General features: G+C 28.1%; 12 protein-coding genes. 1 reads left to right on the top strand and 11 read right to left on the bottom strand.

Features of this window, described 5'->3' with window-relative positions:
* Positions 1-3: 3 nt before the first annotated feature.
* Genes selD through Q7K47_06610 form a run of 3 tightly spaced genes read right to left on the bottom strand, consistent with a single transcriptional unit; the run spans position 4 to position 4,289 of the window.
* A complete protein-coding gene (gene selD / locus Q7K47_06620; GenBank protein MDP0506896.1) occupies positions 4-1,029 on the bottom strand; it encodes a selenide, water dikinase SelD in 1,026 nt (341 codons plus the stop codon).
* A 36-nt stretch (positions 1,030-1,065) separates the two neighbouring features.
* Complete coding sequence (locus Q7K47_06615) at positions 1,066-3,354, bottom strand: ABC transporter substrate binding protein (protein ID MDP0506895.1); 2,289 nt, start codon at positions 3,352-3,354, stop codon at positions 1,066-1,068.
* Between the two features lie 11 nt (positions 3,355-3,365).
* Positions 3,366-4,289 carry a Ppx/GppA family phosphatase gene (locus Q7K47_06610; protein MDP0506894.1) on the bottom strand — a complete coding sequence of 308 codons (924 nt, stop codon included), beginning with the start codon at positions 4,287-4,289 and terminating at the stop codon, positions 3,366-3,368.
* Positions 4,290-4,421: 132 nt separating this feature from the next.
* Between Q7K47_06610 and htpX the strand changes: the two genes are divergently transcribed.
* The gene (gene htpX / locus Q7K47_06605; GenBank protein MDP0506893.1) at positions 4,422-5,258 is read left to right on the top strand and encodes a zinc metalloprotease HtpX; all 837 of its coding nucleotides are present in this window, start codon (positions 4,422-4,424) and stop codon (positions 5,256-5,258) included.
* A gap of 77 nt (positions 5,259-5,335) precedes the next feature.
* On the opposite strand, the gene Q7K47_06600 is transcribed toward htpX, so the two are convergent.
* From Q7K47_06600 to miaB, 8 genes are all read right to left on the bottom strand, one after another.
* Complete coding sequence (locus tag Q7K47_06600; GenBank protein ID MDP0506892.1) at positions 5,336-5,788, bottom strand: hypothetical protein; 453 nt, start codon at positions 5,786-5,788, stop codon at positions 5,336-5,338.
* A 15-nt stretch (positions 5,789-5,803) separates the two neighbouring features.
* The gene (locus Q7K47_06595) at positions 5,804-6,112 is read right to left on the bottom strand and encodes a hypothetical protein (protein MDP0506891.1); all 309 of its coding nucleotides are present in this window, start codon (positions 6,110-6,112) and stop codon (positions 5,804-5,806) included.
* Position 6,113: 1 nt separating this feature from the next.
* A complete protein-coding gene (locus Q7K47_06590; protein MDP0506890.1) occupies positions 6,114-6,563 on the bottom strand; it encodes an RNA polymerase sigma factor in 450 nt (149 codons plus the stop codon).
* Between the two features lie 71 nt (positions 6,564-6,634).
* On the bottom strand, positions 6,635-7,675 hold the full coding sequence (gene ispG, locus Q7K47_06585) for a flavodoxin-dependent (E)-4-hydroxy-3-methylbut-2-enyl-diphosphate synthase (GenBank protein ID MDP0506889.1): 1,041 nt from the start codon (positions 7,673-7,675) through the stop codon (positions 6,635-6,637).
* Between the two features lie 16 nt (positions 7,676-7,691).
* A complete protein-coding gene (locus Q7K47_06580) occupies positions 7,692-8,711 on the bottom strand; it encodes a PTS sugar transporter subunit IIC (GenBank protein MDP0506888.1) in 1,020 nt (339 codons plus the stop codon).
* Between the two features lie 81 nt (positions 8,712-8,792).
* Positions 8,793-9,803 (bottom strand): M23 family metallopeptidase, encoded by a 1,011-nt coding sequence (locus Q7K47_06575; GenBank protein MDP0506887.1) that lies wholly within the window; start codon positions 9,801-9,803, stop codon positions 8,793-8,795.
* Complete coding sequence (gene rho / locus Q7K47_06570) at positions 9,800-11,041, bottom strand: transcription termination factor Rho (protein ID MDP0506886.1); 1,242 nt, start codon at positions 11,039-11,041, stop codon at positions 9,800-9,802. The genes Q7K47_06575 and rho overlap by 4 nt, the downstream gene beginning before the upstream one ends.
* 25 nt (positions 11,042-11,066) lie before the next feature.
* On the bottom strand, positions 11,067-12,416 hold the full coding sequence (miaB, locus tag Q7K47_06565) for a tRNA (N6-isopentenyl adenosine(37)-C2)-methylthiotransferase MiaB (protein ID MDP0506885.1): 1,350 nt from the start codon (positions 12,414-12,416) through the stop codon (positions 11,067-11,069).
* Positions 12,417-12,448 lie beyond the last annotated feature (32 nt).

Raw genomic sequence — 12,448 nt, 5'->3', positions numbered from 1 at the left:
CATTTACCTCACTATTATATTATTTACTCCAGCATCTTCAACAGTTCCCACAACAGATGATTTTATTTCTAAAGCTGATAATTCTTCCATAATTTCTTTTAAGTAAGAAGGTGATACAGAAAATAACAATCCTCCTGAAGTCTGAGGATCAAATAATACTTCTTCTAACCAAAATGGAATATTATCAAGCTTGGCTTTCCCTTCTAAATGTTTTCTATTTTTTTGACCACTACTTGTGATAAAAAATTCACTAGCAAATTCCTTTGCTCCATCTAAATATGGAATTAATTCACTTTCTATTATAAATGTTTTTTCAGAAGCTTCAGCCATTTCATAGAGATGTCCTAAAAAACCAAAACCTGTTATATCTGTACAAGCTGTTACTGGATATTTAGTTATTATTTCTGATGCATATTTATTCAAAGTTGTCATATTCTTTATGACTTCTTTCATCTGCTTATCAGTTGCTTCCCCTATCTTAGAAGCTGTTGTTATTATTCCTGTTCCAAGTGGCTTTGTCAATATAAGTACATCACCAGTTTGAGAACCATAATTTTTTAAAATTTTATCAGGATTACAAATTCCTGTAACAGAAAGACCATACTTTGCTTCTTGATCATGAATAGAGTGCCCACCACTTAGGACTGCTCCTGCTTCAAAAACCTTTTCTGCTCCACCTTTCATTATTTCTTCCAATCCTTTTATATCCTCTTTTTCAGGATAGCAAACAATATTCATTGCTGTTACTGGTTTACCACCCATAGCATAAACATCACTTAAAGAATTAGCTGCTGCAATTTGTCCAAAAACATAAGGATCTTCTACCATTGGAGTAAAAAAATCTAAAGTTTGAATAATCGCTGTTTCTTCATTTATTTTGTAAACTGATGCATCATCAGACTTTTCATATCCTACAATTAAATTTTTATCTTCTTTAACTGGGATATTTTTTAATGCTTTAGAAAGAACCTCTGGCCCTATCTTACTTGATCAGCCTCCTATTGAGCATCTATTTAATAAAAACTTCATGTATATCCCCCTTGTATTTTAAGTATATATATATCATTATAACATATTTTGTAACAATTCATATAAATCTTTAGGACTTATTGGCTTTGCAATATGCCCATCCATTCCTGTTTCAAAACATTTTTTTATTGTCTCTGAAAAAGCATCTGCTGTCATTGCATAAATCTTTATTTTCTTTGAGTAACCTATGTTTGAATTTCTAATTAATTTAGTTCCGGCATAACCATCTGTTTCTGGCATTTTTAAGTCCATTAAGATTAAATCAAAATAATTATCCCCTGCACCTATAAATTCTTCATAAGCAACTTTACCATTTTCAGCTGTTTTTACTTCTACACCTACATTTTCTAATATTTTTTTCATTATCATTTTATTTATTTCATTATCTTCCACAAGAAGTATTTTTTTACCTGAAAAATTATACTCCTTCTCAAAACTTGTGTCTAATTTTTCTTGTTTGTTTTCAGAAATATCTAAGAAAAGCTCAACTGTAAAACTTGTACCTATATTTTTTTTACTTTCAACTTTAATTTCTCCATTCATAAGTTCAACTATACTCTTAGTTATAGAAAGTCCTAAACCACTTCCACCATATTTTCTAACTGTACTAGATGTTTCTTGTTCAAATTTATTAAATAATCTATTTTTTAATTCTTCACTCATTCCACATCCTGTATCTTTAACTATTAGTTTAAGTTTTACCTTATTATTATCTAGTTTTTCTTCACTTATAATTAAGTCTATTCTTCCACCTTTTTCTGTAAATTTATAAGCATTTCCCACTAAATTTAAAAGAATTTGATTAATCCTAAATATATCCCCTTTTAACTTTTCATCAATTACATTTATATAATTAATATTTAGTTTTATACCTTTTTTTTCACATTGATATAGATACATGTTTTCTATATAAGTTGATATTTCTTCTCCTTTAAATTCATCTTGTGATAATTTAAATTTATTTTTTTCAATTGCCGCAATATCTAAAACATTATTTATTAATTTTAATAAAAGTTCTGAAGAATTTTCAATTATATTTAAATACTCTTTAATTTTTTTATTTTTACTCTCTTTTAACTCTAATTTTATTAATTCTGTTGCTCCTATTATAGAATTCATTGGTGTCCTTATTTCATGACTAGTACTTGCTAAAAAATTTCCCTTTGCTTCAGCCTTTAATTTAGCTTTTTTAGTTAATTTCCTTTGCTTTTTAAAGTTATTATAATAAATTAAAGCTAGAGAAATACTATAAATAGCTATAATTAATAAAAGAGTATATATTATTGAATTTGAGTATTTTTTAAAAAATGATTCTGGTTTATTTATAAAATTAACTTCTTTTCTTATATGATGAGGCAATTTCAAATTATATTTTTTATATACTTCATAATTTATTACTAATTTAGGATCACAAATTTCTACCTGTATATTTTTTATATTTTCTCCTTGTAAGATTTTATTTGCCATTTTTGAGGCTTTTTCTCCCATTTGTTCGTAATTTATGATTTGCCCACCTAATAACCCAAATTTAATACCTGTATCTGTTCTAAATACAGGTACAGAAGAGTTTTCAGAAATAAACTTAGATGCTTTTTCAACACAATAACTATTTCCATTTAAATCTTCTAAGAAATTTAAAAAAATAAGAATATCTTCCCCTAGATTTAAACTTGATAATCTTTCCCCTATTTCTTTTCTAGAAAGTTTTGATGTTTCTATGTAGTTTATCTTTAAGTCTTTAAAATTTTCTAAAGATTTAATAAGTTGATTTTTAGATCCATTTGACGACTTAGTATCATCTATTACTGCAACAACCCTTGTTGCTTTGGGATATGTTTTTTTTGCTAAAGCTATTGTTTCTTCATAATAAAGCTTTTCAAGAATCCCTGTTACCATAGGATCTTTGCTTGCTTTTATTCCTTTGTTAATATTATTTATTCCTAAAAAAATTATCCCCTTATCTTTAAAATATTTATTTTTTCTATCCAAAATATAATCTAGAGCATTATCATCCCCTGCTATAATAATTTTATAATCATTAAATTTTTTAAATTGCTTTTCTACCTGAAAATCTACATCTTTTTTTATATCTGAATAATTAAATTTTTTTGTATCCATAAATATATAATGAATATCTGCACAATTATCTATGTTTTCTGAAAATCCCTTTAGTTGTCTAGGAACAGAAATCCAATCATATGAATAAGAACTTATAAACAAAATTTTATCCGATACTTTTTCTTTAGGTAAATCATTTGAATAAGATAATGTGAATAAAAATAAAAACATCATTATATTAAATATCTTCAAGCTTTTTTTTAGCATCCTAGCCTCCACTATTTATGTAAGCTTATCATAGCTCCTTCTAATCCATCACACTCAGATGCTATAATTTCTTCTTTATTTAAAATTGACATAACTTCTAATATAATAAGTGTTCCACTTACAACATTCTCTCCTCGCTCAGGTTGAAGTCCTATTATTTTTTTTCTTTCTTCTAAAGGTTTACTTAAAAATAATTTTAAATTATCTTCTAAATTTTTTCTAGTTAGCTTATATTTATGCACTTTCTTTGTATCATAATTTTCCATTTTTTCATAAACGCTAACATTTGTAGTAATAGTCCCTGCTACTCCAACGAATAAAAAATCTCTATCTTTAAATTTTTCTATTTCATCTATTCTTCTTCTAACATCATCTTTACATTCTTGTATTTTTTCATAATTATCATTTTCAAAATACTTTCTTGTTTCTCTTACAGCTCCTAATTTAAAACTTTTTACATATTCTATTTCATTTGAATCTCCAAAAATAAATTCAGTGCTTCCTCCACCTATATCCATAAGCATAATTTTTTCTTTAAATTCTTTACTGGTTCCAAGAAAAGTCATTTCTCCTTCCTTTGCTCCTGTTATTACATTTATTTTAATTCCTGTTTCTTTGCATATTTTTTTCTGTATTTCATTTTTATTTTTCGCTTCTCTTATTGCAGATGTTGCAAAGGCAATTATTTTTTCACAATTATAATTTTTTATTTTTTCATTATAATAATTTATAATTTCAATTAGTTTTAAAATACCATTTTCGTTTATCGAAGAATCTTCTTCTATAAAATTTCCTAATTTTGTAATCCTAGTTTCTTTATATAATTTTTCTAAAATAGATATCTTTTTATTTTTTTCTTCTACCTTAGCTAAAAATAATCTACATGAATTTGTCCCTATATCTATAACTGCTTTTATATAATTTTTATTATCCATTTTTCCACCTTTTCGTCAAATATTACCTTCTATTTTTTGGATACTATGTTATAATATCACTAGACTATTATACAGAAATTTCAAAGGTTATTCAAATTAAAAAAAGTTATTTATATAATACAAGGAGGAAATATGAAAAATATCAAAACTTTTTTATTAATGGCTGTCATGACTTTTATTTTAATGGCTATTGGTAATGCCCTAGGAGGTAGACAAGGAACTATTATAGCCTTACTATTCGCTGGAGTTGGAAACTTTATTTCCTATTGGTACAGTGATAAAATTGTTTTAAAAATGTATAGAGCTACACCTGTTTCTGAAAATTCAGATGTTTATAAATTGGTACAAGGACTTACTAAAAAAGCAAATCTTCCTATGCCAAAAGTTTATAGAATTAATTCTTCTCAACCAAATGCTTTTGCTACAGGAAGAAATCCTAAACATGCAGCTGTAGCTGTTACTACTGGTATTCTTAATATCCTTGATGATGATGAACTTTCAGGAGTTATAGGTCATGAACTTGGACATGTTAACAATAGAGATATACTAATTGGAACTGTTGCTGCTACCTTTGCTGGAGCAATTGCCTTTCTTGCTAATATGGCAAAATGGGCTGCAATCTTTGGAGGAAGAGATGATGATGATGGTGGAAATCCAATTGCTTTAATTGGTGTTGCTATCTTTGCTCCTATTGCTGCTATGGTAGTCCAAATGGCTATCTCTCGTACTAGAGAATACAAAGCAGATCAATATGGTGCTAAAATCAGTGGAAATCCTTTATTTCTTGCTAGAGCTCTTAGAAAATTAGAAATTGGTGTTCAGTCAAACCCAATGAAAGCTAATCCTGCAACAGAAAATATGTTTATTATAAGTCCTCTTTCTTCTAGAGAAAAAATGGCTAACTTATTTTCTACTCACCCTGCTACTTCAGATAGAATTGCTAGATTAGAAGAAATGGCCAGAAAATAATATAAAGTGAAATAAATAAAAAAAGAAAGTTGAAATCAACTTTCTTTTTTTGTGTGTTATATATTACGTGTTACATGTTATTTGGCTTGAGTTTTGTTATTTTCTGTGATTTTTGCTTGTCTTACTCTTTCTATAGCTATGTTTCTTGCTTTTAAATATTGTTCTTGACTTATACATTCTTGGGCTTCATACTGAGCTCTTATTCTATCCTTTAATATTTTAGCCTCTATGACCCCAATTTCATCAATTAATTTATCAATTTTATCCCAATTATTTTCTACACCTTCTAATATGCATTTATTTATCTCTAATTCTTTACTTTTTTTATCTAGCAATAAATATTCATATCTATTTTTCGATTTTTTTATAATTTCATTTGCCTTAACTACTTTTTCCTTAGGAACTCCCACTTTAGCAAAATCTTCCACTGTAATTAATCCTAGAGCTTTTCCATTTTTTACAGGAGCATCTGACCCGTAAGATAGGGCTCCTATCATTAAACTACATATTATTAAATAAACTTTTTTCATATCTTTCTGCCTCCATTATGCCTGCATGTTCATTAAGAAGTATTCGTCAGCCTTTATCTCTTCTTTTTCCATTGATATTGATTTTCCATTAAAATATTCATCTATTGAATTATTTTGTTGAAAAATATGGCCATCGCTATTAGAAGTTGTTTTGATCTCAAGTCCTGGCATTTTGTTACTTGGAACAAAATTATATATAGAACCTGCAAAAATACCTATTACAAAAACCGAAATTGACAAATAAGATTTTCTTTTATTTTTTTGTTTTTCTTCTTTTAGTAATTGTTTATATATATTAACCCTAACTCTTTCCTTTGGCGACATTTTAATCCTCCTCTAAATTTTTTAACGCTTTATAATATATTGATTTTATTGTTGATATATTTCTACCTTTTAATTGTGCTATTTCCCTAAGCTTGTATCCATAAACATCTTTAAGAATAACAACTTCTTGTTCTCTTTTATCTAATTTTTTTAGATTTTCTTCCACAATCATAGATCCATTAAGATCTACAGATTCTTCAATGTTTAGTATCTCCTCATTCAACTCCAAATTTATTTTCTTTTTCCTAAAGAAATCATAAGTTTTATTTATTGCAATTCTATATATCCAGGTATAAACTTTACTATCTGCCCGGAACTTATGTAAATTTTTGTATACGCTTATAAAGACTTCTTGGGCTAAATCTTCCGCATCTTCTGGATTTTTAACTGAACTGAGGATTTTGTAATAAACACGATCGAAATACTCATCATATATTTGATCAAAATCCATTTCTTTTCTCCCCTGATTTTATTTTTTCATACTTATTTGACATAGAATATTGCAAAAAAGTTAATTTTTTATTATTTTTTTTCAATTATTCTTTTCAATTCTGTTATAATGTCTTCTTCTTTAACCTTTTTGATAATGACTCCTTTTTTAAAAATAATTCCTTCACCTTTTCCACCAGCCACTCCAAAATCAGCTTCTTTTGCTTCACCAGGTCCATTAACTACACAACCCATAACTGCTATTTTTATATTTTCATTTAAATCTTTAAATTCTTTTTCTACTTTTTTTGCTAAAGATATTAAATCTATTTCTGTTCTTCCACAAGTTGGGCATGAAACTATTTCAACACCCTTTCTTAAACCTAAAACTTTTAATATTTCTTTAGCAACCTTTATTTCTTCCACTGGATTTTCTGTTAAAGAAACTCTAATAGTATCTCCTATTCCAGCAACTAATAGGCTTCCAATTCCTATTGCAGATTTTATTGTTCCTTGGAAAGCTGTTCCTGCTTCTGTAACTCCTAAATGTAATGGATAGTCAACTAAATCACTAATTTTTCTATATGCATCTACCATCATTTTTACATTACTTGCTTTTATTGAAATAATTATATCCTTAAAACCAAATTTTTCTAAAAGTCCTACATGATACATTGCACTTTCAACCATACCATCTGCTGTTACTTCCCCGTATTTTTCTAAAATTTTCTTTTCAACAGAACCACTATTAACTCCTATTCTAATAGGAATATTATTTTCTTTAGCCTTTTCTACAACTAATTTAATTTTTTCATCGCTACCTATATTTCCAGGATTGATTCTTAATTTATCTATACCATTTTCTATTGCCATAATAGCTAATCTATAATCAAAATGAATATCTGCAACTAAAGGAATATTTATTCTTTTTTTTATTTCTTTTATTGCTCTTGCTGCCTCTTCATTATTCACTGTAACCCTCACTAATTCGCAACCTTCTTGTTCTAATTCTAAAATTTGTTTTATAGTCCCTTCAGCATCACTTGTTTTGATATTTGTCATTGACTGTATAATAACAGGATTGTCTCCCCCAACTAAAATATTTCCTATCTTAATTTCCTTTGTCTTTTTCATTTTTATCTCCTTAAATTTATAGATGTAATCTTAAATCTCCCTCTTTTATCCAATTTTTCTTTCTCATAAATTCAGCTATAATTAATGATATTACACCTGGCAATATAAAATGTAAAAATAAAATTATTACATATATTGACGGTCCCTTATCCATAACTGAAACTGTTGTAACCTGACCTACTAGACCACTTGTCCCCATCCCAGCTCCCAAAGGACTGTTTTCCATTTTAAAAACAATTGTAGCTACTGGTCCAAGTATAGCTGAAGTTAAAATTGATGGAATCCATATCTTCCAGTTTTTTATAATATTACTCATTTGAAGCATGGAAGTTCCTAGCCCTTGAGCAAAAAATCCTCCCCAACCATTTTCTCTAAAACTTATTACTGCAAATCCTATCATTTGAGAACAACATCCAACAGTTGCTGCTCCTGCAGCTATCCCTCCTAAACTAAGCATCATACAAATTGCTGCACTACTGATTGGTAAAGTCAAAGCTATTCCAACTAAAACTGAAACAAAAATACCCATATAAAATGGTTGTAATTCAGTAGCTCGCATAATAACCTCTCCAAATGTCCACATAACTTTTGAAATTATTGGTCCTATTGCAGTTCCAATTAGCATTCCTGAAATTATTGTAAAAGCAGGAGTTAATATTACATCTATTTTTGTTTCCTTAGAGATTAATTTACCAATTTCTACTCCAACAATTGTTGCAATAAAAGCACAAGCTGGACCACCTAGAGCATTTCCACTAGCTCCTGTTATAGTTGAAGCAAATAAAACAAGAGGTGGAGCGTTAAGTCCATAAGCTACTGCAACACCAATTGCAGCTCCTGTCATCTGCATAGCCATTGGTGCAACATCTTTAACTAAATATTCTATTCCAAATTTAAGTCCTACAGTTTTTAGTATCGTCCCTACAAGAAGTGATGCAAAAAGTCCCATAGCCATATTACTCATAGCTTTTATAAGGTATCTTTCCACACTAATTTTTACATCTTTTTTTTCTAAGAAAGCTCTGATTTCCACAATTTCCTCCAATATAATTAATAATTTATAAAAATATATAAATTTAGAGGGAATCTCTTCCCTCTAAAATTTTATAATAATATTTTATCTTTCTAAATATCTCATAGGATTTAAAGGTTTTCCATTTTTTCTAATTTCAAAATGTAGATGTGGCCCTGTAACTCTTCCTGTCATACCACTTTGAGCAATATTCTGCCCAATTCTCACCCTAGTTCCTCTTTTAACGTAAATCTTATTTAAATGAGCATATCTTGTTTCATATCCGTCTGCATGTCTTATTTTTATTAATTTTCCATAACCTCTAGAATAACCAGCATAGATAACTGTTCCACTTCTTGCTGCTCTTACAGGAACATATCTTGCTCTTAAATCTACTCCAGCATGTAAAATATATCTTTTTAAAACAGGATGAAATCTATTTCCAAAAGGACTTGATATTCCTGTATATCTAACTGGCATTTTAAATAATGAATTAATATTATTTAACACATCTGTATCAGGATCTTTTAAAAATAATTCTTGCCCTATTGATAATTCTTCTTTATCTAATTCGTTATATAGTTTGATGTCAGCTAGTTCAACTCTAAACTTATAAGCTATCTTATATAGAGAATCTCCCTTTTTAACTTTATAATAAATTCCATTTATAGAAGGAATAATTATTTCTTGACCTACTCTTAAATTACTTGTTACTCCAGGATTATTATTTCTAAGTACTGACAAAGCAATACCTTGATTTACAGCAATGCCACTTAATGTATCCCCTGAAACAACCTTATATATTTTCTTTACAGGCATTTGGAACTTGTCTTTATCACTAACTTCTGGAATTTCTATTTTACGATCTTTAATATTATAAACAATTTTATTTGAATAATAATTGCTTTTCAATAATAAATATCCATCTTCTAAAGCTTCATCAGTAGTATAATAATCTGCAAATTTATCCAAATTTACAACTTCTTTACTAAAAGGTCTAAGCATTACTAACCCTATAACTAAACTAATTACTACAGTTAATAAAACAAGGATCTTAACGTCTTTATTTTTTAGTTTGCCGCTTTTATTTTCGTATTCGTTTAAATATACACTCAAGACCTTTCCTCCATATTTTTATATCTTTTTATTAATTCTTCATTTGTTTCACTTAATTTTATTTGATTAATTAAATATTTAGCTGCTGAATTCTTATCTAAACTAGATAAATATCTTCTAAATTTCCATATAACTGGCAACTTATTTGCATCTATTAATAATTCTTCTTTTCTAGTTCCTGATTTTTGAATGTCAATGGCAGGATAAATTCTTAATTGAGATAAGCTTCTATCCAAATGGATTTCCATATTTCCAGTTCCCTTAAATTCCTCGTAAATTATGTCGTCCATTTTACTTCCTGTATCTATAAGAGCTGTAGCTATAATTGTTAAACTACCGCCTTTTCTTATATTTCTAGCTGCTCCAAAGAAATTTTTAGGATAATAAAGAGCACTTGGATCTATTCCCCCAGATATTAATTTTCCACTAGAAGGAATTACTATATTATAAGCTCTAGCTAGTCTTGTTAAAGAATCCATAAGAATTACTACATCTTTTCCATTTTCAACTTTTCTTTTAGCTTGTTCTAATATTTCCTCTGTTACTTTTATATGGTTTTTAGGATCTTCATCGAAGGTTGAAGCATAAACCTTTGCTCCTAAAACATTTTCTTTTATATCTGTAACTTCTTCTGGTCTTTCATCAATAAGTAATATTATTACTTCAATACCCTTATGATTTTCTATTAATGAGTTTGCAATATTACTTATTAATACAGTTTTCCCTGCCTTTGGAGGAGCTACGATAAGACCTCTTTGTCCCTTTCCTATGGGAGCTATTATATCTATTATCCTTCCTGAAATATTTTTTCTACTTGTTTCTAATTTTAATTTTTCAGTAGGATAAGAAGGAGTTAATTCTTCAAAAGGAACTCTAGACTCTGCTTCTTTTGTAAATCTTCCATCTACAAATAAAACCTTTCTTAGAGCATAGTTTTTCTCATCCCCAATAGGTTTTCTTACTTCTCCAGTTATTTGATCCCCTGTTCTCATTTTAAATTTTCTTATTTGAGAACTTGAAACATATATATCTTTTCCAACAGAAGTTTCTCTTAAAAATCCATATCCATCTGTCATTACATCTAATTTTCCTTCAGCAATAACATAATTAGAATTTTTTTCCATATGTTCTTTTAATACTTTTGTTAATTCATTTTTTTTCTTTATGGAAGAATCATATATGCCTAACTGTTTACATATTTCTATTAATTCCTTCAACAAAAACTTTTCTAGGTCCAATCTATTCTCCTTTCTAATTTTATAATTAATCTATTATTTCTCCGTAAAGAGTCCATGTTCTGCATTCGTTAATCTTAACATTTACAAATTTTCCTCTTAAAGAAGAATCTCCTTTAAATAAAACTACTTTATTTGATGAAGTTCTACTAGAAAGCATTTCTTTATTTTTTCTACTTGGTCCCTCAACTAAAACTCTTTCAATTTTCCCTTGATATCCTTGACTTGTTTCTCCTGAAATTTCTGTTTGTAAAGCAATTAATTTTTGTAATCTTTCTTTTTTCACTTTATCTTCTATTTGTCCTTCCATCTCTGCTGCCTTTGTTCCTGTTCTGATGGAATACATAAACATAAATGCTGTATCATATTTAGCTTGTCTAACTACATCTAAAGTATCTTCAAATTCTTCATCTGTTTCTCCAGGGAATCCAACAATTATATCTGTCGTTATTGCAACATCAGGTATTCTATCTTTTAATTTTTTTACTAAAGCAAGATATTGTTCCTTAGTGTAACCTCTATTCATATCCTTTAAAACCTTAGTTGACCCTGATTGTAATGGTGCGTGAACACTTCTTGCAATCTTAGGATTTTTTGCAATTACATCAATTACATCATCAGTAAAGTCTCTTGGGTGAGGAGAAATAAATCTAATAAGAAAATCTCCTTCTATATCTGCTAAGCCTTGAAGTAAATTAGCAAAAGTTTCATTTTCTGAAAGACCTTTCCCATATGAATTTACATTTTGAGCAAGTAACATTATTTCTTTATAACCTTTTTTTACATATTCCTTTGCTTGATTAATTAGTTGTTCCATTGGAATATATTTTTCTCTTCCTCTAACATATGGAACAATACAATATGTACAGAAATTATTACATCCATAACCAATTGTCATTGAAGCAGTTATATCATTATCAAAATCAGCATCTATTCTAGGAGGTAATTCATCATCATATCCAGTTAAAACAACATGTTTTAACTTCTTATCTCTTAATTTACCTGCTTCTTTAAGTTTTTGAGCTTTTTCTATTTTTTCTATAGCTTCAGGTATTTTTGTAATATTTTGATTTCCCATTATAATATCAATATAAGGGAATTTTTGTAATAATTTTCTTCCTTGTTCTTGAGCAAAACATCCAGTTATTATTATTTTAGTTCCTCTTGCATCTCTAGCTTGTTTTAACTCTCCTAATTTTCCATATATTTGTGTTGCAGCTCCTTCTCTAACTGTACATGTGTTTAGAAAAACTACATCACTTTCATTTATATTTTCAGTTATATTATAACCTATATCTTCCATTATTTTTCTTATTTTTGCGCTTTCATTTACATTCATTTGGCATCCATAAGTAATTACAGTTGCATTTCTTGACATTTTTCCTCCATTATTTATACGTAATTTATCTT

It is taken from the genome of Fusobacterium sp. JB019 (assembly GCA_030673965.1).
Lineage (GTDB): Bacteria > Fusobacteriota > Fusobacteriia > Fusobacteriales > Fusobacteriaceae > Fusobacterium_B.
Note: the sequence above shows the minus strand (reverse complement) of the source record. Positions and strands in the feature narration are given on the sequence as shown.

Coding starts and splice junctions, on each gene's coding strand:
- Q7K47_06615 (MDP0506895.1), bottom strand. CDS start 3,354: ATGCTAAAAAAAAGCTTGAAGATATTTAATATAATGATGTTTTTATTT.
- Q7K47_06610 (MDP0506894.1), bottom strand. CDS start 4,289: ATGGATAATAAAAATTATATAAAAGCAGTTATAGATATAGGGACAAAT.
- htpX (MDP0506893.1), top strand. CDS start 4,422: ATGAAAAATATCAAAACTTTTTTATTAATGGCTGTCATGACTTTTATT.
- Q7K47_06600 (MDP0506892.1), bottom strand. CDS start 5,788: ATGAAAAAAGTTTATTTAATAATATGTAGTTTAATGATAGGAGCCCTA.
- Q7K47_06595 (MDP0506891.1), bottom strand. CDS start 6,112: ATGTCGCCAAAGGAAAGAGTTAGGGTTAATATATATAAACAATTACTA.
- Q7K47_06590 (MDP0506890.1), bottom strand. CDS start 6,563: ATGGATTTTGATCAAATATATGATGAGTATTTCGATCGTGTTTATTAC.
- ispG (MDP0506889.1), bottom strand. CDS start 7,675: ATGAAAAAGACAAAGGAAATTAAGATAGGAAATATTTTAGTTGGGGGA.
- miaB (MDP0506885.1), bottom strand. CDS start 12,416: ATGTCAAGAAATGCAACTGTAATTACTTATGGATGCCAAATGAATGTA.